Origin of the sequence: Ruminococcus gauvreauii (assembly GCF_025151995.1) — a bacterium.
Taxonomy (GTDB): Bacteria; Bacillota; Clostridia; order Lachnospirales; family Lachnospiraceae; genus Ruminococcus_G; species Ruminococcus_G gauvreauii.
Window position 1 is genome coordinate 120001 of the sequence record NZ_CP102290.1, and the last position, 19866, is coordinate 139866.

The window sequence follows — 19866 nt, forward strand, 5'->3', positions numbered from 1 at the left end:
CCATCTTTTTACAGAATTATAATTGAATATTTGCTCACATGTCAATGTTTTCGTTCTCCGAAATCTCCTCATCGGGCATCTCGCCGGTCAGCTTTAGAATACTGCGTACCTCTTCTTCGGAAATTCCCATATCGTATGCGATTTCCTCGAGATACACTTTTCTTCCCAGCTCTTTTTCCAGTTTTGAGATACTCTCCTCAAGCGCCTTCACACGGACGATCATCTTATGGTCTCCCACGTTCTTGTTCTCTGTCTCCAGCAGCAGTCTTCGCATTTCTCTTTCAATGCAGGACTGGATGAACTCATCTGCACCGTCCTGTGATTTAAGGCTGCCAAGAGCAATCGTCAGCCCGATATTTCCTTCCTGTATCAAATCGCCGATAAAAATGCCCTCCCGGTGCAGTTTCCGCGCAGATCTGACCACTTCACCGAGATAACATCCTGTTAATTCTTCTCTGGCCAGTGCATTTCCCGCGGCAGCCTGTTTTAGAAGTTCCAGTTTTTCACCTTCTGATACCTGTTTTACTGACTCCAGCATCTCCTGATATTCTCTCAGATACTCTTCCTCTTCTTCTGTCAGCACTGTTTCCTTTTTCTGTTCTGAGACATATCCCATGATCATGGAGAGCTGTCCGTCTGACAGCTCAATCCCCTGAAAGTGCTGCCGGACTCTTTCTTCCGTCATTTTGCCGTCCAATTCCATCAGAGAACGCAGTTTTTTCTGAAACTGTTCTTTATCATTCATATCCGTTCTTCCTCTCATCATAAATCCTATATAGTTTAGAGGTTTTCCAGAAATTTGTCAATAATGCCAGCAAGGGTTTCATTCCAGTGTGTATCCGGAATGAAACCCCTCATCCTATCCTTTTGATTGATCAGTTTCCACAGAACGGACATAGTAGCCTTTCTCTCTGATGATCTGCTTCAATTGTTCCTCCTGAACATTTTCCCTGGTTCGAACGATAACCCAGGCGTGCTGCAGATTGACTTTTGCCAGGAATCCTTCTCTTTCATGAAATGCATTTTCAATCCTTACCGCACAGTTTTGGCATGTCATCCCGTCGATTCCTATCCTGTAAACGAAGGGGTAGTGAGAAATGTCTCTGTCAGCCGGCCGGATGCGCACTTCGGAATCTCCGCCGGATCCGCAGCAGCCATGGCTCAGTTTCTTCATATAACTTCTGACACCAAAAATGCAGATTATGATCAGTATCATACAGATAATTGCCGTTGCCATGTTTCTTCACCTCCCGTCGTTTTTCGTCAATGCATCAATTAGTCTTGTCTAACTTTAATTGTATCTTATCATTCAACCCGATATTCGTCAATGTTCATTTTTTTAAAATATTTTAATATGATTTCGCCGCTGCCTGTGATAGAATTAGATTGTTTATACTCATGAAATTTTTAGAGGGAAAATGATTATGCAATATACAACTACCTATCAATCACCGTTGGGCAGTATTACACTCGCAAGCAATGGTGAGAGCCTGACCGGCCTTTGGTTTGCCGGTCAAAAATACTATGGAGAAACGCTGTCCGCAGAACATGAAGAAAAGGACCTGTCCGTGTTTAGTCAGACCAGATCCTGGCTGGATTGTTATTTTCGGGGAGAAGACCCCTCATTTACACCTCCGCTGTATCTGCACAGCTCCCCATTCCGACTTGAAGTATGGGAGATCCTGAAACAGATTCCATACGGAAAAGTCATGACATACGGGGCGATCGCCGACATCATGGCCCGGCAAAGAGGGATGAAAACCATCTCCGCCCAGGCGGTCGGGGGTGCCGTCGGACACAATCCAATCTCAATTATCATCCCATGCCACAGAGTTGTCGGAAGCAGCGGCAGCCTGACCGGATATGCAGGCGGCATTGATAAAAAGGTCAGACTGCTTACCCTTGAACATGTTGACATGAAACATTTGTTTATCCCTGAGAACGGGACCGCATTATAAGGTACTACTGTTTCCTCAGGCTCTAGTTCCTGGATTTCCAGAGCAGCATATTATGATCAATACAACAGTCCAGCTCTTCGGAATCCTTCAGCCATGAAAGATATGAACGAACGGTACTGCCGGTCAGCACATACTGTTCATATGTCATAGTCAGCTGATACTCGGTAAATATCTGCTGCAGTATCAGCTCAAACGATATCGGAGTCCGACAAATCGAAAGGATTCGCTCCGCAATCTCATATACTTTTCTTCTGTTCAGCTCAGCCAGAGGCCTGATATCATCGGTGGCTTCGGCATGTGACGGCACAAACATATTTGCCTCCATGGAAGCTATCTTATCCAGGGTTTCCAGATAAGCCGCAACATCATAGATAAAGAAAAACTGGTATTTTTCCAGGACAGCCGCACTGGTCAAACAGTCTGCCAGAAATACGGTTCCATCCGGTGTTCGAAATCCCGTCATATCAAAAAAATGCCCCGGCAAAAGTATCACTTCGATTTCCTGCGGGAACGATTCATCGGAAAAATCCACCACTTTGCTTGGCGCCGCCATCAGGAATTTATGGCGCAGCTCTTTGAACGGATAGCCGCCGTACAAAAATGACGGTTCCAGTACCGGGTGATTAGTAAACACCGCTTCCACCCCATTTGCAAAAATCTTACATCCATACTGCTGCTGAAGGTAATGATTGCCCCCGATATGATCTGCATTGGAATGTGTATTCAAGACTCCTTTCAGGTTCCAGTCATTTTGTTCCAGCAATCTGCGCACCTTACGGCCGGCGTCCTTATCATTTCCACTGTCGATGAGATAGACGTCTCTGCCATTCTGAAGATATATCCCGATCCTGGCAGGACTCTGTATATAATAGCTCACATCCCCAACCTGTATCAATTCATACATGAAACAACACCTCTTTTACCAAATAATATTGTTAAAAGGTTACCATATGCAGGTAAAATAATCAACCTGTCCTGCTCCGGCGTATTGACTTCTGGCATTATTTGCATCAAAATAACATTGTTATTTAATTTTAAAAGGAGGATTTTATGTATATTCAAATTGATAAGTTAAGGAAGAGCTACGGTGAAGGAGGCAGTTATGTCCAGGTTCTGAATGGAATCTCCACACAGGTAAAAAAAGGACAGATGTGTGTGATCCTGGGACCGTCAGGTTCCGGCAAATCAGGGGTCAGCCCGCGGCTGATAACAGAGAAATATTCATAGAACGGCTTTATGCTGCAGCTCATCAGGTCTCCATCGGCGATGCCATTACGCTCGCAGGAACTGGCTTTTCCGTCAGTGGAATCGGTACATCTGCGGATTATGATCATTGCCTGCAGAACATGGCGGATATGTCGTCGGACGGAAGAATCTTCGGAACCGCTTTCGTTACTGATGAGGCATATGATGCTCTGCTTCTCAGCGGCCAGGCACTTCACGCTGAAGAACACCGGTACAGCTATCGCCTGCGAGATTGTGTCTCTGATACGGAGTTTAAGGACGCCCTGATGAAGTTGAAGACTGACCCGCAGGAAATACAAAAGCCTCTCTTTCAGGAGTTGCTGGATGAACCTCTTCCTGTTGACATTCATAACCTGACGGACTTTGTAAAAGCAAGCGGCAATCCCAGAATCAAGAGCGCGAACAGGGATGTGGAAATCAATATCAAAGTGGGGCTGGTGACGGGCATTATCATCCTGGCACTGATCACTTTTGTCGTGTCTGTTTTTGTGGTGCATTCCATAGATATGGAAAGCAGCATGATCGATGCCCTGTATGCTCTGGGTTTAAAACAGCGGCAGCTGATGCTGCATTACACCGTGCTCCCGGTGCTGATCTGTCTGTCAGGTGGAATCCTTGGCTTATCCTGTATGGCATTGCTGTTCCTCCCTTGACCGCTTTTGCCGTCAATCTTCTGATCATCCGCAGGCGATTGATGCGAAGTGCGCTGACCCTGCTGCGCAGAGAACAACCGCAGAGAAAGAGCAGCCGGATCATGCTCCCCGGCTGCAGCTATTTTAAAACTTTTCAGCTTCGCCAGATACTGCGGGAAAAGCGCAGTTGTCTTGCTTTGCTTGCCGGAATGTTCGTTTCCCTGCTGATTCTGGTGCTGGGATTAAACTGTTACGCCCTGTGCCGGAATATTCAGAAACAGAATGCTGAGGATACAAAATATGAATATATGTACCAGCTGAAATATCCGGACGATGAGATCCCGGAAAATGGCTATATCGCCTACGTTACCGGTCTGAAAAAAGAAGTTTTAGGATACGATATGGAGATCATGATGCCTCTGATGACCATGATGACGAGTGTGTCTGTTTTGATTTTTCTGACCGTCATGTATCAGATGATGAAAGTAATGCTTGACCGCGCTGCCCGCAGCATATCGCTGATGAAAATATTCGGATACCGAAACAGAGAAATCCGCAGACTTTACCTGGACGGCAATTTGCTGCTGACCGCAGCAGGTGCATTGCTTATAATACCAGCTGCCAAGCTGCTCATGGATTTTCTCTATCCGGTTTTTATTGCCAATGTAGCCTGCGGTGTTGATCTGTCCTGGCCACAGCTCCTTTACGTTATCGTATATGCCTTTATACTTCTCAGTTATTATCTGGTACGCGCAGTACTCATGAAAAGGATTGATATGCATTAATACAGGTCATTCTGCACCTTTTCCAGTTCCTCGCGTATCGAAATGTGCTGCGGACAGACTTCCTCACACTTGCCGCACCCGATGCATTTATCCGCGCGTTCTTTTCCGTGTCCGTCAACCAGCCAGTTCTCCTGGTGCAGAGCGGCTGCCTTATCTTTGTAAAGCGTAAGATAGTTCAATGCTGTAAAAGCCCCGGAAATCCCGATATTCTGCGGGCAGACCTTGGCACAGTAGTTGCATGTCGTACAAGGAATCAACGGAATTTTGTTCAGCGCATCCTGTGCCTTTTTTATCGTTTCTCTTTCACGGTTTGTTAATCCGGAAAATGTTTTCATAAAGGACAGATTATCTTCCATCTGTTCCACATTACTCATGCCGGACAAAACCGTAATGACGCCTTTAAGATCAGCTGCAAACCGGATTGCCCAGGACGCATTGGAAGCGTTCGGGTCTGCTGCTTTTAAAATCTCTTCCACCGGTCCCGGAGGTGTCGCGAGCATACCTCCTTTGACCGGTTCCATGATAACAACCGGTTTTCCATGTTTTTGCGCCACTTCATAGCAGGCTCTTGACTGAACAGCCGGATTTTCCCAGTCTGCATAATTGATCTGAAGCTGAACAAATTCCATTTCCGGGTGTGCTGTCAGTATCGCTTCCAGTTCATCCGGTGTTGAATGGAAAGAGAATCCGGCGTGTTTGATCAATCCTTCTTCCTTCTTTTCCTGAATCCAGCTCCACATGTCATATTCATCAAAGTATTTTGTTCTGCCCTCTCCCAGGTTATGCAGCAGATAAAAGTCAAAATATCCTGCTCCGGTCTGCTTTAATGATGTCTCAAACTGTGCAGCAGCTTCTTCCCGGCTGCTGCAGTCGATCCATGCCGCATTTTTTGTGGCCAGCTGAAATTTCTCTCTTGGGTACCGTTCTACCAGCGCCTGCCGTATCGCGTCTTCGCTCCCGGCATACGCCCATGCAGTGTCAAAATAAGTAAATCCGGCATCCATGAACTTATCAACCATGACTTTTACCTGTTCAACGTCGATCACGTTATCCGTCTGCGGCAGACGCATCAGACCAAAACCCAGTTTTTTGATATCTTCTCCTGTTAAACTCATCATAAACCTCCTGTTTTTTATTCTATTTTACCGCAAATTGGCTCCGGAGTGAATATGAAGGTCGTATAATCCGGCAAAAAAACGGGCATAGATACATCATATTTTATATCCGAAGGAGTTGTGCGTATGTTAAATGAAAAAGTATCTCAGCTTTTAAACCGGCAGGTCAATAAAGAATTTTATTCCGCATATCTGTATCTGTACTATTCTAATTTTTATTCAGACAGAGGTCTTGACGGTTTTGCCAACTGGTATCAGGTTCAGGCACAGGAAGAGCGTGATCACGCCATGCTCTTTGTCCAGTACATGCAGAACAATGATGCAGAGATCACTTTTTATGCGATCGACAAGCCGGATGATATACTGGACAGCCTCTCGGCACCGCTGAACGCTGCGCTTCAGCACGAGAGATACGTGACTGCACTGATCGGCTCAATCTGTGAGGCCGCTTCTGAAGCTAAGGATTACCGTACGATGCAGTTTCTGGACTGGTTTATTAAAGAACAGGGAGAGGAAGAGACGATTGCCGGTGATCTGATCAAGAAAATGGAGCTGTTCGGCTCTGAGGCAAAGGGACTCTATATGCTCGACCAGGAACTTGGTGCGCGTACCTATACCCCTCCAACTTTGACCCTCTGATGGTTTCATAAAATATACCGGCACTCGTCATCTGCAATGAGCAGTGCCGGTATGTTCGTTCTGCAGGTTTTCTCTTGCTTCAAACCCGTATTTAAGGTGTCAGATTCTTACATATAACGCATTCTCAGACACAAAGTCATATTTATTCCATATGATATACTGTATCATTCAGGAAAGTAGGCATAAATATGTCTGAAAAAATAAATTATGTATCTTCCGAAGCCTTAAACGAAACTTGTCCGGCAGTCGGCTATCAGCAGGTCAATGTCTGTGTGCCTGTGACAGTGACACCCTATGCTCATACAGGAGCCACAAAAACCAAATTCTGTGGTGATCCCAGAGTGATTCCCGGCGACAGCATATGCCCTGGCGAACAGAATGGTGTATGTACCTTCACAATCAGCCAGACACTGTGTATTGAAGTTCCTGTGGATTTTGGTGCGACAGCAACAGTTGGTGATACGTATGTAGATTGCCTCGGTGCCTCATCATGCGATATATGCGCTGTTTGCAGAGATGAGGAGGATTGTGGAGCAGTATGAATCTGAAGGTTGGTTATCACTACGCTGACATCAACGTCCCTGTTGAACTTCAGCCAAATGCTGTAATCGGCGAAATAAAAACGGAATGCTGCGGCAAACCTGTGATCAGCTGCAAAAATGACAATACCTGTAATGCATGTGAAGTCACGATAACACAAAAGATATGTATCAAAATACCTATAAATTATCACGCATCCGCCTGTGTGGGCAATATTGACGTTACCTGCTGCGATATTGATCCGTGTGATAGTTTCTAGATTTATTTTACAAAGAGTGATGACGGGGTGATTCCCGTCATCACTGCGATGGTTGGCAATTATGCGCATATCGCGGCGGAAACTGCCTCAACATATCTCACGCATTCGCCCAGCGGGTAGAGATCGCTCCGAGTGATTTCAGGGGATTTCCCGTCTGATATCCCGGGCGGCGGCACTTTCATGCAGCGGTCATTCAACAGATTCATAGAACACATCCATCGCGTGTGTCACCATCTTATAGGTAAGCTCGGCCATGTGTTCCGGCGATTCCGGATTGTCCTGCTCCATCCAGCTTTTCAGTAATCCCAGACAACCCGACAGACAGAAATCATAGTAATATCTCAGATCATTTTTTCCCGCAGGATATAGATGGCTGATGGATTTAATGCTGTTCTCTGCAATGATCTGTTCAATCTGCCGGATAAAGTGCATATCCCCGTGCTGTCCCAGCAGGGCGCCGCAGATTTCCTTGTTTTCTTCCAGAATCGTAAACATATCTGCAATAAACGGAAATGTATTCTTGTTATGCGGCAGAACAGGATGCGCTTCAATGACCTGCTGTATTCGCTTCAGGAGGTCCTGTTCAATACTGTCCAGCAGATTATGAATATCTGTATAATGCAGATAAAAAGTTGAGCGGTTAATATCTACTTCATCAACCAGTTCTTTTACCGTGATCTCATTAATATTTTTTGTCCTCATCAGTTTTGCGAGCCCTGCATTCAGCTGAGCTTTTGTTTTTCTGACTCTCCGGTCTGTCCTTTCCATTTTTTCCTCCCGATCTACAGATTCATAAGATTCAGCTATTAAGCAACATTTATCTATTATATGTTGTTTAATAGTCATAACGATGCATTATTGATGGTTGTATCTGCTAATTAAGTTTATTATAATACAGTCAGCAAAGAAATACAACACATAGTCTATTAATGAATAGCAAATCTATTTCTCTACACCATGTGAAATAAAGGAGTGAAATTCATGATCAAGAGAGAATGGAAAAAGTTACTGCACAACAAAATACTTCTGGTAGTATTGATTGCTATCATTGCAATCCCCACGATTTACACGACCCTGTTTCTTGGCTCAATGTGGGATCCATACGGTAATCTGGATAAACTTCCGGTGGCTGTGGTAAATCATGATCAGCCGGCACAGTACGAGGGCAAGACCATGGATATTGGTAAAAATCTGGTGAAAAACCTGAAAGAAGACTCATCCCTTGCGTTTAATTTCGTCGATTCAGAGACCGCCGCTCAGGGACTGAAAAACGGTACCTTCTATATGGTAATCACAATACCGGAAGATTTCTCACAGAAAGCAACAACTCTGATGGACCAGACTCCGGAAAAAATGCATCTGGATTATGAGACAAATCCCGGCACCAACTATATCGCATCCAAAATGAGTGATACTGCCCTGCAAAAGATCGAAGAAAGTATTTCAAAAGAAGTGACGAGGGAATACACCAGAACAGTCTTCGATCAGATTTCCGAATCCGGTGACGGAATTGCCGCGGCAGCGGACGGGGCCGGGAAGCTGGAAGACGGCATCAAAACTGCCAGAGACGGAAATGCCGCCATCAGCGCCAACCTGAAAACGCTTGCAGACAGCTCCCTGACCTTTAAAAGCGGCAGTGACGAGCTCAATGAAGGCCTCTTACAATACACCGACGGGGTTTCCAGGGTGGACGACGGAGCCCGACAGCTGAATGAGGGTGTCGATACCCTCTCCGATTCTGCCTCTTCGGGTGCCTCACAGCTTGCAGACGGTGCCTCCAAACTCGCAGGGGGGATAACGGCGTACACTGACGGTGTCTCCCAGGCTGCAGACGGAGCAAATACATTGAATGATCAGAGCGATACGCTGAAGAGCGGTGTCTCTCAGATATCTTCCGGTGTTTCAGACTTAAAAGGAGGAGCAGACACACTTCTCTCCGGTGTCAGCAGCATGAGCCGGCAGATAGGCGACACACTGCCAGATCAAAATACCATTGATGCCCTGAGCGGCGGTCTTACAACATACCGGCAGAGTATCGGACAGATCAACGCCGGACTCCAGGGATTCACTGTACCGGACACATCCGGTGCGGCGCAGGCAGGCGCCATACTCCAGGATGATCTTACGAATGCAGGCGCCGATACCGGTAATATCGCGGCAGCCCTTGCTTCACTCACCGCTGATATGTCGAACCTTACGCCTGAGCAGCAGCAGGCAGTCGGCGCTATCGCTCAGAATGCAGGCAATCTGAGCCAGCACCTGACAGACGCGGGCAGTGCAGCCCAGTCCATCGGCAATGCACTCGATTCCCTCTCCGGAAGTCTCGGTGCACTGGAAGAATTGAAAGCCGGAGTATCCGCATTAGACGAAAACGCAGACACGGTACTGGGCGGTAGCATAACCGCCGTTTCCGGAATGTATCAGGGACTCTCCACTGTGAAAGGCACGCTGGATGAGCAGATCATACCCGGCGTTACAGCTATTGATTCAGGCCTGGAAGAAGTTCAAAACGGTGTGGATTCTGATCTGGCGAATGGAATCGCAGCATACACGGACGGAGTCTCCCAGGTAAATGAGGGATTAAAAGAGCTGAATTCCAACTCTGGTACTCTGAAATCAGGCTCGGATGACCTGAAATCCGGTGTTTCCGAACTGGCCGGCGGATTGTCTGCCGGTGTTGATCAGCTGAAAGACGGTACCGGCAGTCTGTATTCCGGCACCCAGGAGCTGCGCGCAAACAGTAGTTCTCTGCTGACCGGATCCAGACAGCTGAACAGCGGCGCCGCTCAGATCAGCGATGGAGCAGGCCAGCTGTACGACGGTTCCAAAACACTTGGAAACGGCATGGATCAGCTGAACGAAGGCAGCAGTACACTGAAAACCAGTCTGAAAGACGGTGCCGACCAGGTAAAGGAAAACTCAGCCGGTGACGATACATTCGATATGTTCTCAAGCCCTGTCATAACAGAAAAGACGGAACTGACCGAGGTTGAAAATAACGGTCACGCAATGGCACCCTATATGATGTCTGTTGCTCTCTGGGTTGGATGTATTGCATTCTGCATCATGTACCCGCTGACAGACTACAACGGGCGGCTGAAGTCCGGCATCTCGTGGTGGCTCAGCAAGGCAACCGTCGTTACGGTCATAGCCGTGGCGCAGGCACTGGTCATGATTTTCCTGCTGCATGTATGCAACGGCTTTGCCCCTGCCGAGATGGGTAAAACGATATTCCTGGCATGCCTGGCATCCATAACCTTTATGTCCATCATGTATTTCTTCAACATATGCTTCGGTAAGGTCGGCAGCTTTGCGATGCTGATCTTCATGGTTGTGCAGCTTGCGGGTTCCGCCGGCACGTACCCTGTTGAGATTTCCGGATCCTTTGTGGCATCCATCCATAAGTTTCTTCCGTTCACCTACACGGTAGACGGATTCAGAAGTACGATAGCGGGCGGAACATCAATCACAAAGGAATGCCTCATCCTGTTCGCACTGCTGATCATCTTTACCCTGTGTACCGTACTGATCTTCCAGTTCCGTACCAGAAGAATACGGGCTGGCAAAAAATGTATCCTGGATTTCATGGAAAAGAAGGGATTGGCATAATACAGCCGGGCGGCTGAAAAGCTCAATGCTTTTCAACCGCCTTTTTGGTTAATCAATTCTTCCGATTATTCATGAACACGTTCATAAAAGAGTTGACATGCCAGCTTCATGCGTCTATAATACAAATGAACCCGTTCATTTATCATCATATAGAAAGGAGACGTTCCATGCGAAGAAAAGATGATACGATGCGTGATACGCTGCTTTCCTGCGCGCGCAGCACCGCAGATTCAGACGGCATCGATGCCCTCAGCATTCGCTCTATTGCGAAAAAGGCCGGAGTTGCTACGGGTACCGTCTACAACTACTTTTCCAGCAAGGATGAAATTCTTCTCGCACTGACAGAAGAATACTGGAAGCAGACACTGTCCGAAATGTGCACCGCAATAACAGCCGATTCGTTTTGCGGACAGCTGGAAGAAATCTTTAGGTTCTTAAAGGAGAAAATAGACCGTTCCGCCGGAAAACTCATGGGCAGCCTGAGCAATATCGAGACAGCCGGTCAGCAGAGAATGACATCCATGCAGGACACACTGGAAAAAACTCTGATCCGGCAAATGGAACAGGATCCGTACATACGTAAGGATGCCTGGGACGAAACCTTTACCATGGAACAATTCGCGCGTTTCATTATGATGAACATGACATTGCTGTTGAGAATGAAGGCAAATGACATTGTTATTCTGACAGCAATCGTAGAACGAACCATCTATTAGACTGAGAGGAGAAATGATTATGGCACAGGCAATCGCAGAAACTGTTTTCGATGTTTTATATTTATGTTTTGCATTATCTACCGGACTGATCATGCTGATCAAGGGGAAAAATCCTCTGATCAAAAAGGCTGGATGGATGACCGCCCTTCTGGGTGCGGGTGATTCCTTTCACCTTATTCCGCGTTCCTATGCGCTCTGGACCTCAGGTCTGGAGGCAAATGCCGCCGCACTGGGACTCGGGAAATTTATTACTTCCATTACCATGACGATTTTTTACCTGCTTCTGTATTATATCTGGCGTGACCGGTATCAGATTAAGGAAAGAAAAAACCTTACAATCACAATGTGGATACTTTCAATCATTAGAATTGCATTATGTCTGTTACCGCAAAATGACTGGTTTGTCTACCACCAGCCTCTCACGTTCGGAATTCTGCGTAATATTCCTTTTGCCGTCATGGGAATCATCATCATCGTCATCTTTGCACAGGAGGCCCGGAAATCAGCCGACAGCATCTTTCGATTTATGCCGCTGGCAGTCGCGCTTTCTTTCGGCTTCTACCTTCCGGTCGTGTTATTCAGCGGTATACTGCCCGCCATCGGGGCTCTGATGATCCCCAAAACCCTGGCTTATGTCTGGATTGTTCTGATGAGCTGGCGGCTTTATCAGCAATCACAAAAGATCTGATCTTATTAGAAAACGGTTGAAAAGCAATCTGCTCCTCAACCGTTTTTTAAATGTCCGGCCCTCTTAAAAAGACCGTGTTCGCTGCAGTAAAAATAGAGATCTCCGCCATACATGTTCGGAAATCGTACCTCTGCAGCCTGCTCAGGATACAATTTCAGAAACATCATCCTGTCGTACGCCGCACAGGCTACAAATGAGATATAGTGCTGTTTCGTCATATCATGCTGCAGCGTGATGTAGCACTCATCATCGTCTTCATTGAAAACACTCTCATGGCCTGAGTCTTCACTTTGTGGAACCAGCGGACTCAGTCTCCTTCCGCAGCATGTAACTGCCTGTACCATCCGCAGGCAAAATATTGTATAATAAAAGAAAACGTGGCAAACACAAACGGAGGCAAAGCATGGATCACATCAAGATTACCGGCGCTCATGAAGGCTGCCTGAAGAACATATCCCTGAAAATACCGAAACATACACTCGCAGTTTTTACAGGACTCTCCGGTTCTGGCAAATCAACATTGCTGGTTGATGTTCTGTTTCAGGAATGCCAAAGGCAGTATCTGGAAGCGATGTCCTTTCAGGGAATCCAAAAACCGAAGGTAGAACGGATACAGGGCACATCTCCGGCAATTTTGATTTCTCAGACAGACGCGAACAAGAATATTCGCTCAACTGTGGGAACGCAGACAGATGTTTATACCGATCTGAGAATGATCTTTGAGAAGCTTGGTGTTCGAAACTGTCCGCACTGCGGTACAGTCATATCTTCAGCTGACTGCAGGGAAGAAGTAAAAAAGGCGGGAAATGATTTTTATGTGTACATGTACTGCAGCAAATGCGGCAGGCGGATGGATAAGATCACGCGCACTCACTTCTCCTTCAATACAAAGGAAGGCGCCTGTCCAGCCTGTGAGGGACTTGGATACATCCATACGATAAAAAAAGACTGTGTCGTGGACGAGAAGCTGTCCCTGGAAGACGGTGCCGTACGATACTGGGAAAAACAATACGGCAGATATCAGACTTCTGTCCTTTATAAGGCTTTTGCGCACTATAACCTCCCGGTTCCCACCGGTATCCCCGTCCGCCAGTTCAGCAGTATGGAAAAAACCATTTTATACGAAGGCGTGGAAAGTGACACTCTCAGGCGGGCATTTCCAGATCTGAATCCTCCCAGAAATGCCGCCTCCGGAAGATTCGAGGGTGTACTGCCCATACTGTGGCGGCGGCTATCCGAAAAGGGCGGAGATGTCTCTAAGCTTTCAGCATACTTTGATGTGACAACATGCCCTGATTGTGAAGGCGAAAGGCTCTGTAAGCTCAGCCGAAGTATTACGGTTAATGGAACACGCCTTCCGGAACTCTCCGTCTTTTCTCTGGAAAAACTGTACCAGTGGGTTTCGGAATTGGCAGATTCTCTATCCGAACAGCAGTCGGAATTTGTTAACGCGTATCTTCTGGATATCAAGACCAAACTCGTCCGTTTTATCAATGTCGGACTCGGCTACCTGTCTCTCGACCGGCAGACGATCACTTTGTCCGGCGGCGAACTGCAAAGGCTGCGACTGGCGGCGGCACTGGATTCTGAACTTTCGGGCATAATCTATATCCTGGACGAGCCGACCGCAGGACTGCATCCCCGGGATACCGCAGGACTGATCGCGATTCTAAAAAAGCTGCGTGACCTGGGGAATACCGTACTTGTCATTGAACATGATGTAGATGTCATGGAGGCAGCAGATTATATCATCGATATGGGACCTGGTTCCGGCAGATATGGCGGTGAAGTAATCGCAACCGGAACACTGAAAGAAATAAAACAGCAAAAAAATTCCGTGACAGGCAGTTATCTGCGCTCCCCGACACCCGGCAAAACAGTCTTTCGAAAAAGAACCGGGACTATTCGGATAGAGGACGCTGACAAATACAATTTAAAAAAAGTCTCCGTCTCTGTTCCCACCGGCTGCATTACTTCTGTCACCGGACCCTCCGGTTCCGGAAAATCAACGCTCATCTTCGGGGTCCTCGCTCGGGGGCTGCCGGATTTTGAACATAACCGTGTAATCGGCTTGGAGCAATTTGACAGAATCATAAAGATTGAACAGTCTTCCATTACCAGAATGAAGCGCTCCAATACAGCGACATATACAGAAGTTTACACCGACATTCGATCGGTCTTTGCAGGAACACAGGCCGCAAAAAAAGCCGGATTCACTGCAAAATATTTCTCCTTCAACTCCCCCGGCGGCAGATGCGAAAACTGTGAAGGTCTCGGCCGCGTGAACAATAACATGCTGTTTTTTGCAAACACAGATGTTGTATGTCCAGTCTGCCGCGGTAATCAGTTTCAACCCGCTGTTCTGGCTGTGACGTACAAAGACTGCTCAATCAGAGACGTCCTGAGTCTCTCAGTCAATGAGGCTCTTGAAATATTTGCAGAACACCAAAGAATCAGAAAAACCCTGGCACTGCTTCAGGATGTCGGACTGGGATACCTGTTGCTGGGACAGTCTCTCGTCACCCTGTCCGGCGGTGAATGTCAGCGGCTGAAGCTTGCCAGAGAACTGATCGGCAGCTCGTCTGAAACACGTAATCTATATCTGTTGGATGAACCCACTGCCGGGCTTCACCCAAAGGATGTTGAGCATTTTCTTGTACTTCTCAACCGTCTGGCAGATAACGGTAATACAGTCGTCGTAGTCGAACACAACCAGCAGCTGATCCGCAACAGCGACTGGATCATCGATCTCGGACCAACCGGCGGTGATAAAGGCGGCTATATCATATTTGAGGGAACACCTAAAGAGAAGATGTCGTGAAGGGGGCGGTTCATTACTCCTTTGCGTATCAGTCTCTGTGTTCCAGAAAACAGCCCTCCTCGTGGGAATAGATGATTCCGACCGCCTGCATATACGCATAGATGATTGTCGTACCCACAAATTTCATGCCGCGCCTTTTCAAGTCACTGGAAACCGCATCCGACAGAGCGGAGTTAGCTGCCCCTTTCTCATAGATTACCGCTCCCTCTGTCCAGTGCCACAGGTAATCTGAAAAGCTCCCATACTCCTTTTGTATCTCTCTGAACACGTTAGCATTATTCACTGCAGCCTTTATTTTTAATCTGTTGCGGATAATGTCAGAATTATTCTGCAGGGCAGCAATCTTCTCCTCATCATAGCGACAGACTTTTTCCGGGTCAAACTGATCAAACGCCTGCCGGAACGCATCCTGCTTATTGAGAACACACTCCCACGTCAGCCCCGCCTGAAAAGATTCCAGAATCAGCATCTCAAACAGCTTTTGATCATCATAGACCGGAACACCCCACTCATCGTCGTGGTATCGTATGTAACGCTCATTCTTCGGATTTGCCCAACTGCATCGGCATTTATTATCTTTCCACTCCATATCCCGGCCTCCTATTCTATTTCAAAATCTTCTGTTTTAAAATTGCTGTAATATCGCCCCCGCTCGGCTGTAAATCGCAATACACAATAATCCGGATCGGTGACTCCCTCCGGGTAATACATGGTATCACCCTCCTGCCAGATCATTTCTTTACTCTGACTGTCCTCCAGGACTTCCATAGTTCCAATCAGCATGACGCCCCTGAAAAAGCGTCTGTCGCAAAAATAGATACATGCTCTTGAATTTTCTTTAAACTGTGCAGCACGCATGGATGATGTATTCGTCGTAAAATAATAAACCCGGATTCCTTCTCGCTTACGCGGCGGAAGCATCGCTTTCGTATTCGGAAAACCCTCCCCGTCCACGGAGCTGATAAATGAGACTCCCTGTTTATCAATCAGATTTCCTATGGTTTTCTGTGGATCCCGCATTCTTTTACTCCTCTCTCTGGTACAGTCTTTTGCTGTCTGCCAATATTTATATGTATCTCCAGCTTTTCGACATGATCCGGAAACTATTCACTTTTGTAATCTTAAAATTTATGCTACATTATATACAGACAGAATTCAAGGATTTTCACAACAAAAATTATTGGGAACTGCCCTCTTCAGGGCATACATTATAACGGAGGTATCATATGGGACTGTACGAGATCATCAGAGGCGGTAAAGCCGGGACACTTTTCACCGCAGCAGGAGCACACGCATGAAGGACTTATTCAGTATTGGCGAAGTCGCACGACTGTTTGATATCAATGTCAAAACTCTGCGGTATTATGATGAGACCGGACTTTTAAAACCGGAAAAAGTCAACCCGGAAACCGGCTACCGCTACTACTCTACCCGGCAGTTTGAACGCCTCAACACAATTATGTACCTGAAAGCGCTGCAGGTACCGCTGGAGCGAATATCTTATTTCTTCCAAAGCAAGGATACTGACACTATGATACAGATCCTGAAATCTCAGCAGGAAGAGATCCGGATACAGATGCACAGGCTGCAGACAATAGAGAAAAAATTATCATCGAGAATCAGCCAGATCGAAGATGCCAGAAACTGTACTCTGGATCATATACTGCTGAAATCATATCCGGAACGTCCCGTCTTTTTTCTGAAAAAAGAATTTCCGGTGACAGATGATCTGGAGTATCCCATCCGTGAGCTGGAAAAAGCCTGTCGGATACAATCTGATATATTTCTTGGAAAGATTGGCGTTTCCATCTCGGAAACATCCATTCGTGACTCTGATTTTTCGAATTTTTCCGGTATCTTTCTGATGCTGGAACCGGAAGATCCGAGACAGCCCGACGCATCACTGCCTGCCGGAAAATACCTTACCATACGATTTCCCGGCACACATACGCAGTCTTCTGTCTATTACCATCGGCTCCTGGAACACATGCAAAGCAGCAATCTGGTCCTCTCGGGAAATTCCGTAGAAATCACGCTGATCGATTATGGAATGACGGATGATACGGATCAGTTTGTGACGGAAATACAGATACCCGTCACCTCTTCTGACAGGTAATATCCGGAGGGATAACTTCATATCTCCCCGGGTCCTTTCTGCAGGAAATCGGCGCGGCAAAATACAATCCTATTGACTCTCCCCTTACTGGAGGGTTTATTCTTTTATCAAATAGATATCTTGCCATTGGTTGCGGTGCTCACATCCCCCGTCAGCCACGGTATGCAAAAGAAAGGAAACTCTTATGTTAGGTACAATCGTAAACACCGGAACTATTCTCCTGGGAAGCGTGCTTGGAAGTGCACTAAAAAAAGGAATCCATGAAAAATATCAGGGGGCTCTGTACAACGCCATGGGTCTGGCTGCCGTAGGACTTGGTATCAATTCCATCGTCGGAAATATGCCTGACAGCAGCTATCCTGTGCTTTTTATCGTAAGCCTTGCGCTCGGCTGTCTGGCCGGTACGGTTCTCAATATCGACGGAAGATTCAACCGACTGGTGGGACGCCTCGGGAAATCCGAGCTTGGCCAGGGTCTCTCTACCGGAATCCTGCTCTACTGTATTGGCAGCCTGTCCATTTTGAGTCCAATACAGAGCGCTCTGTACGGTGATCATACTTTTCTTTTTACAAATGCAACTCTTGACTTTGTCACTTCCACAGTGCTCGCTTCCACATACGGAATCGGTATGACACTCGCAGCTCCTGTTCTATTCTGCTGGCAGGGCCTGATCTATCTGTGTGCCACATACCTGCAGAATTTCCTTACAGACTCCCTTATGACGGAGATCACTATCGTCGGAGGATTTTTAATTGCCGCGTCTGGTCTGGCCATCCTGAAAATCAAAGACTGCAAGACACTGAATATGCTACCGGCTTTGCTGGTACCGATCATCTTCTTTTTGATCCTGAAGCTCATCTCATAAATGAAACCCGGATACGCGCCTGCAGGTTCACATAATTCTGTTATGTAGCCCAAGCGCCATATCCGGGTTTTTAACGTAAGATTAACCGGAGATCAATGATGTTCTGCTGAATAATACGGCACACAAATATGACTTCCCTGCTGAAGTTTTGTCCCATTAAGGCCATTGATCTCCCTGATTTCTGAAATATATGCGTCTACCGATCCATAATCATCTGTTATATACTGCTGCGCAATACTCCACAGGCTTTCTCCGCGCTCAACATAATGACTGGTATAATATTTATAGGTAATCCTGGAAATATCACTCTGCGCACCAATGTTATCTGCGCTGAACTGAATCAGTGCCGCACTTAGTATCAGAAAGGATACTGCGGTCACAGTCAGCTGGATTCTTCTTCTGTTTCTCGTACGTCTTCTCCTCTTCATATAATGACCTCCCTCATTTGTACAAGTCCATGCAAATATATGTTCCAAACATTTGTTCTGTATTGTCATTATACTATCCAGAACAAACGTTTGTCAAGTTGTTTTTCGAACAGACATTCCGAATATCTGTTTGCAATCTGTGTACTTATATGCTATGATAGAGGCAATAAAAAACATGGAGGGCAGTGTATATGGCCTATGGTAAGATAAGCAAAAAACAACAGGAAATTCTCGATTACATAAAAAGTGAAATCATCAACCGCGGATTTCCTCCTGCGGTCCGTGAGATCTGCGAGGCTGTCAATCTGAAGTCAACATCCTCCGTTCATTCCCATCTGGAAACGCTGGAAAAGAACGGTTATATCCGCAGAGACCCTACTAAACCGCGCGCGATCGAAATTCTGGACGATAATTTCAACACAGCACGCTGTGAGATGGTCAATGTTCCTGTTGTGGGACGTGTGGCTGCCGGTGAACCTATACTTGCGGTGGAGAATATTGAGAATTATTTTCCGATTCCTGCTGAACATATGCCGAAATCCGATGCATTTATCCTGGAAATCCACGGTGAGAGTATGATCAATGCAGGAATTCTCGACGGGGATTACGTGCTGGTACAGAGTCAGCACACAGCTGACAACGGAAATATGGTTGTTGCCCTGATCGATGATTCAGCAACTGTCAAAACATTTTATAAAGAGAACGGATATTACCGACTGCAGCCCGAAAATGATGAGATGGATCCCATCATCGTAGAAGAAGGACTTGAAATCCTTGGAAAAGTAGTCGGTGTGATGAGATTTATGAAGTCCTGATAAAATCCAAAAATACAGGAGCAAAGGGTGCGGCTATCTTCAATGATTTCCGCACCCTTTGCTCCTGCATCTTTTGCATGGTCCTTATTTACCTTTGATTTTTTCTGTCAAGGCTCTGCTGTGTACGAACAGGATGCTCCCTGTCTTTTTTCTATGGTTTCTGTTACCACCCGCTTTCATTGTATCATATCTGCTCACCATGCGTAACGCAGCGGTCTAAGAGATGCGTGAAAAAATACCGTCCCATAACTGATACCAGTCATGAAACGGCATTCTCTTCATCAGTCTTCCAGCGAAGCTACTGAAACGGATGTTCCGTCTCTCCAGATTCTCTCCAGATCATAGAACAAACGGTTTTCTTCATCGAAAATGTGAATCACCAGGTCGCCGTAATCCATCAGAATCCAGTTTGCATTCTGATAACCCTCGATCTGTTTCGGACGATATCCTGCTTTCTCCAGCATCTCTTCTACATTTTCAGCCAAAGCCTGGACCTGATTGCGGTTCGTTCCGCTCGCAATGATGAAATAATCAGCAAGCGTGGACACCTTCTCGATGTCGATCACTTTGATATCCACTGCTTTTTTATCTTCCAACGCCAGGCAGGCGGTTTTTGCCATATCTTTTCCCGTCAT

Annotated in this window: 24 protein-coding genes; 14 read left to right on the top strand and 10 right to left on the bottom strand. The window is 46.5% G+C overall.

Going from position 1 to position 19866, the window contains the following annotated elements; translation table 11 throughout:
* Nucleotides 1-34: 34 nt before the first annotated feature.
* Both NQ502_RS00580 and NQ502_RS00585 read right to left on the bottom strand, forming a co-directional pair.
* Nucleotides 35-745 (bottom strand): sigma-70 domain-containing protein, encoded by a 711-nt coding sequence (locus NQ502_RS00580; RefSeq protein WP_028527820.1) that lies wholly within the window; start codon nt 743-745, stop codon nt 35-37.
* Between the two features lie 114 nt (nt 746-859).
* Complete coding sequence (locus tag NQ502_RS00585; protein ID WP_028527819.1) at nt 860-1237, bottom strand: heavy-metal-associated domain-containing protein; 378 nt, start codon at nt 1235-1237, stop codon at nt 860-862.
* A 187-nt stretch (nt 1238-1424) separates the two neighbouring features.
* Between NQ502_RS00585 and NQ502_RS00590 the strand changes: the two genes are divergently transcribed.
* Nucleotides 1425-1958: a methylated-DNA--[protein]-cysteine S-methyltransferase gene (locus tag NQ502_RS00590; protein ID WP_028527818.1), complete on the top strand. Its 534-nt coding sequence runs from the start codon at nt 1425-1427 to the stop codon at nt 1956-1958.
* Nucleotides 1959-1980: 22 nt separating this feature from the next.
* Here NQ502_RS00590 and NQ502_RS00595 read toward each other — a convergent pair whose 3' ends face one another.
* On the bottom strand, nt 1981-2862 hold the full coding sequence (locus NQ502_RS00595; protein ID WP_028527817.1) for an MBL fold metallo-hydrolase: 882 nt from the start codon (nt 2860-2862) through the stop codon (nt 1981-1983).
* Nucleotides 2863-3008: 146 nt separating this feature from the next.
* Here NQ502_RS00595 and NQ502_RS00600 point away from each other — a divergent pair, with 146 nt between their 5' ends.
* From NQ502_RS00600 to NQ502_RS00610, 3 genes are read left to right on the top strand one after another with little or no spacing between them, the layout of a single operon-like run.
* Nucleotides 3009-3185: an ATP-binding cassette domain-containing protein gene (locus tag NQ502_RS00600; protein WP_148511894.1), complete on the top strand. Its 177-nt coding sequence runs from the start codon at nt 3009-3011 to the stop codon at nt 3183-3185.
* Nucleotides 3110-3856 carry an FtsX-like permease family protein gene (locus NQ502_RS00605; RefSeq protein WP_169579909.1) on the top strand — a complete coding sequence of 249 codons (747 nt, stop codon included), beginning with the start codon at nt 3110-3112 and terminating at the stop codon, nt 3854-3856. Before NQ502_RS00600 ends, NQ502_RS00605 begins: the two co-directional genes overlap by 76 nt.
* Nucleotides 3857-3897: 41 nt before the next feature.
* Nucleotides 3898-4620, top strand: coding sequence for an FtsX-like permease family protein (locus NQ502_RS00610; RefSeq protein ID WP_028527815.1), 723 nt, complete (start codon nt 3898-3900; stop codon nt 4618-4620).
* On the opposite strand, the gene NQ502_RS00615 is transcribed toward NQ502_RS00610, so the two are convergent.
* Complete coding sequence (locus NQ502_RS00615; protein WP_028527814.1) at nt 4617-5735, bottom strand: aldo/keto reductase; 1119 nt, start codon at nt 5733-5735, stop codon at nt 4617-4619. The two genes, NQ502_RS00610 and NQ502_RS00615, sit on opposite strands and share 4 nt — an antisense overlap.
* 126 nt (nt 5736-5861) lie before the next feature.
* Between NQ502_RS00615 and NQ502_RS00620 the strand changes: the two genes are divergently transcribed.
* From NQ502_RS00620 to NQ502_RS00630, 3 genes are all read left to right on the top strand, one after another.
* Nucleotides 5862-6374 (top strand): ferritin, encoded by a 513-nt coding sequence (locus tag NQ502_RS00620; RefSeq protein WP_028527813.1) that lies wholly within the window; start codon nt 5862-5864, stop codon nt 6372-6374.
* 188 nt (nt 6375-6562) lie between these two features.
* Nucleotides 6563-6916, top strand: a complete 354-nt coding sequence (locus NQ502_RS00625) for a hypothetical protein (protein ID WP_028527812.1) — start codon at nt 6563-6565, stop codon at nt 6914-6916.
* Entirely contained in the window at nt 6913-7173 is a 261-nt protein-coding gene (locus tag NQ502_RS00630) for a hypothetical protein (RefSeq protein WP_028527811.1), read from the top strand. The genes NQ502_RS00625 and NQ502_RS00630 overlap by 4 nt, the downstream gene beginning before the upstream one ends.
* A gap of 189 nt (nt 7174-7362) precedes the next feature.
* Here NQ502_RS00630 and NQ502_RS00635 read toward each other — a convergent pair whose 3' ends face one another.
* On the bottom strand, nt 7363-7941 hold the full coding sequence (locus NQ502_RS00635) for a TetR-like C-terminal domain-containing protein (protein ID WP_028527810.1): 579 nt from the start codon (nt 7939-7941) through the stop codon (nt 7363-7365).
* Between the two features lie 213 nt (nt 7942-8154).
* Here NQ502_RS00635 and NQ502_RS00640 point away from each other — a divergent pair, with 213 nt between their 5' ends.
* From NQ502_RS00640 to NQ502_RS00650, 3 genes are all read left to right on the top strand, one after another.
* On the top strand, nt 8155-10782 hold the full coding sequence (locus NQ502_RS00640) for a YhgE/Pip domain-containing protein (RefSeq protein WP_044983040.1): 2628 nt from the start codon (nt 8155-8157) through the stop codon (nt 10780-10782).
* Nucleotides 10783-10949: 167 nt separating this feature from the next.
* On the top strand, nt 10950-11498 hold the full coding sequence (locus NQ502_RS00645) for a TetR/AcrR family transcriptional regulator (RefSeq protein ID WP_028527809.1): 549 nt from the start codon (nt 10950-10952) through the stop codon (nt 11496-11498).
* Nucleotides 11499-11517: 19 nt separating this feature from the next.
* Nucleotides 11518-12186 (top strand): hypothetical protein, encoded by a 669-nt coding sequence (locus NQ502_RS00650; protein WP_028527808.1) that lies wholly within the window; start codon nt 11518-11520, stop codon nt 12184-12186.
* A 35-nt stretch (nt 12187-12221) separates the two neighbouring features.
* Here NQ502_RS00650 and NQ502_RS00655 read toward each other — a convergent pair whose 3' ends face one another.
* Nucleotides 12222-12530: a hypothetical protein gene (locus NQ502_RS00655; RefSeq protein ID WP_049898049.1), complete on the bottom strand. Its 309-nt coding sequence runs from the start codon at nt 12528-12530 to the stop codon at nt 12222-12224.
* 59 nt (nt 12531-12589) lie between these two features.
* Here NQ502_RS00655 and NQ502_RS00660 point away from each other — a divergent pair, with 59 nt between their 5' ends.
* On the top strand, nt 12590-15007 hold the full coding sequence (locus NQ502_RS00660; RefSeq protein WP_028527807.1) for an ATP-binding cassette domain-containing protein: 2418 nt from the start codon (nt 12590-12592) through the stop codon (nt 15005-15007).
* 28 nt (nt 15008-15035) lie between these two features.
* Here the strand turns inward: NQ502_RS00660 and NQ502_RS00665 are convergent, their stop codons facing one another.
* Together NQ502_RS00665 and NQ502_RS00670 are read right to left on the bottom strand one after the other, a co-directional pair.
* Nucleotides 15036-15596 carry a DNA-3-methyladenine glycosylase I gene (locus NQ502_RS00665; RefSeq protein WP_028527806.1) on the bottom strand — a complete coding sequence of 187 codons (561 nt, stop codon included), beginning with the start codon at nt 15594-15596 and terminating at the stop codon, nt 15036-15038.
* An 11-nt stretch (nt 15597-15607) separates the two neighbouring features.
* Complete coding sequence (locus NQ502_RS00670) at nt 15608-16027, bottom strand: pyridoxamine 5'-phosphate oxidase family protein (protein ID WP_028527805.1); 420 nt, start codon at nt 16025-16027, stop codon at nt 15608-15610.
* Between the two features lie 274 nt (nt 16028-16301).
* On the opposite strand from NQ502_RS00670, the gene NQ502_RS00675 reads away from it, so the two are divergent.
* Nucleotides 16302-17123, top strand: a complete 822-nt coding sequence (locus NQ502_RS00675; protein WP_028527804.1) for a MerR family transcriptional regulator — start codon at nt 16302-16304, stop codon at nt 17121-17123.
* A gap of 184 nt (nt 17124-17307) precedes the next feature.
* Nucleotides 17308-17988, top strand: coding sequence for a DUF554 domain-containing protein (locus NQ502_RS00680; protein ID WP_028527803.1), 681 nt, complete (start codon nt 17308-17310; stop codon nt 17986-17988).
* A 92-nt stretch (nt 17989-18080) separates the two neighbouring features.
* Here the strand turns inward: NQ502_RS00680 and NQ502_RS00685 are convergent, their stop codons facing one another.
* Nucleotides 18081-18416 (bottom strand): LysM peptidoglycan-binding domain-containing protein, encoded by a 336-nt coding sequence (locus tag NQ502_RS00685; RefSeq protein ID WP_028527802.1) that lies wholly within the window; start codon nt 18414-18416, stop codon nt 18081-18083.
* A 191-nt stretch (nt 18417-18607) separates the two neighbouring features.
* Between NQ502_RS00685 and lexA the strand changes: the two genes are divergently transcribed.
* Nucleotides 18608-19231, top strand: a complete 624-nt coding sequence (lexA, locus tag NQ502_RS00690) for a transcriptional repressor LexA (protein ID WP_028527801.1) — start codon at nt 18608-18610, stop codon at nt 19229-19231.
* A gap of 281 nt (nt 19232-19512) precedes the next feature.
* Here lexA and rsfS read toward each other — a convergent pair whose 3' ends face one another.
* Nucleotides 19513-19866: a ribosome silencing factor gene (gene rsfS, locus NQ502_RS00695; protein WP_028527800.1), complete on the bottom strand. Its 354-nt coding sequence runs from the start codon at nt 19864-19866 to the stop codon at nt 19513-19515.

What these genes read in the sequence shown, in the direction of transcription:
- NQ502_RS00580 (WP_028527820.1), bottom strand. Translation starts at nt 745, where the DNA reads ATGAATGATAAAGAACAGTTTCAGAAAAAACTGCGTTCTCTGATGGAA.
- NQ502_RS00585 (WP_028527819.1), bottom strand. Translation starts at nt 1,237, where the DNA reads ATGGCAACGGCAATTATCTGTATGATACTGATCATAATCTGCATTTTT.
- NQ502_RS00590 (WP_028527818.1), top strand. Translation starts at nt 1,425, where the DNA reads ATGCAATATACAACTACCTATCAATCACCGTTGGGCAGTATTACACTC.
- NQ502_RS00595 (WP_028527817.1), bottom strand. Translation starts at nt 2,862, where the DNA reads ATGTATGAATTGATACAGGTTGGGGATGTGAGCTATTATATACAGAGT.
- NQ502_RS00600 (WP_148511894.1), top strand. Translation starts at nt 3,009, where the DNA reads ATGTATATTCAAATTGATAAGTTAAGGAAGAGCTACGGTGAAGGAGGC.
- NQ502_RS00610 (WP_028527815.1), top strand. Translation starts at nt 3,898, where the DNA reads ATGCGAAGTGCGCTGACCCTGCTGCGCAGAGAACAACCGCAGAGAAAG.
- NQ502_RS00615 (WP_028527814.1), bottom strand. Translation starts at nt 5,735, where the DNA reads ATGAGTTTAACAGGAGAAGATATCAAAAAACTGGGTTTTGGTCTGATG.
- NQ502_RS00620 (WP_028527813.1), top strand. Translation starts at nt 5,862, where the DNA reads ATGTTAAATGAAAAAGTATCTCAGCTTTTAAACCGGCAGGTCAATAAA.
- NQ502_RS00625 (WP_028527812.1), top strand. Translation starts at nt 6,563, where the DNA reads ATGTCTGAAAAAATAAATTATGTATCTTCCGAAGCCTTAAACGAAACT.
- NQ502_RS00630 (WP_028527811.1), top strand. Translation starts at nt 6,913, where the DNA reads ATGAATCTGAAGGTTGGTTATCACTACGCTGACATCAACGTCCCTGTT.
- NQ502_RS00635 (WP_028527810.1), bottom strand. Translation starts at nt 7,941, where the DNA reads ATGGAAAGGACAGACCGGAGAGTCAGAAAAACAAAAGCTCAGCTGAAT.
- NQ502_RS00640 (WP_044983040.1), top strand. Translation starts at nt 8,155, where the DNA reads ATGATCAAGAGAGAATGGAAAAAGTTACTGCACAACAAAATACTTCTG.
- NQ502_RS00645 (WP_028527809.1), top strand. Translation starts at nt 10,950, where the DNA reads ATGCGAAGAAAAGATGATACGATGCGTGATACGCTGCTTTCCTGCGCG.
- NQ502_RS00650 (WP_028527808.1), top strand. Translation starts at nt 11,518, where the DNA reads ATGGCACAGGCAATCGCAGAAACTGTTTTCGATGTTTTATATTTATGT.
- NQ502_RS00655 (WP_049898049.1), bottom strand. Translation starts at nt 12,530, where the DNA reads ATGGTACAGGCAGTTACATGCTGCGGAAGGAGACTGAGTCCGCTGGTT.
- NQ502_RS00660 (WP_028527807.1), top strand. Translation starts at nt 12,590, where the DNA reads ATGGATCACATCAAGATTACCGGCGCTCATGAAGGCTGCCTGAAGAAC.
- NQ502_RS00665 (WP_028527806.1), bottom strand. Translation starts at nt 15,596, where the DNA reads ATGGAGTGGAAAGATAATAAATGCCGATGCAGTTGGGCAAATCCGAAG.
- NQ502_RS00670 (WP_028527805.1), bottom strand. Translation starts at nt 16,027, where the DNA reads ATGCGGGATCCACAGAAAACCATAGGAAATCTGATTGATAAACAGGGA.
- NQ502_RS00675 (WP_028527804.1), top strand. Translation starts at nt 16,302, where the DNA reads ATGAAGGACTTATTCAGTATTGGCGAAGTCGCACGACTGTTTGATATC.
- NQ502_RS00680 (WP_028527803.1), top strand. Translation starts at nt 17,308, where the DNA reads ATGTTAGGTACAATCGTAAACACCGGAACTATTCTCCTGGGAAGCGTG.
- NQ502_RS00685 (WP_028527802.1), bottom strand. Translation starts at nt 18,416, where the DNA reads ATGAAGAGGAGAAGACGTACGAGAAACAGAAGAAGAATCCAGCTGACT.
- lexA (WP_028527801.1), top strand. Translation starts at nt 18,608, where the DNA reads ATGGCCTATGGTAAGATAAGCAAAAAACAACAGGAAATTCTCGATTAC.
- rsfS (WP_028527800.1), bottom strand. Translation starts at nt 19,866, where the DNA reads ATGACGGGAAAAGATATGGCAAAAACCGCCTGCCTGGCGTTGGAAGAT.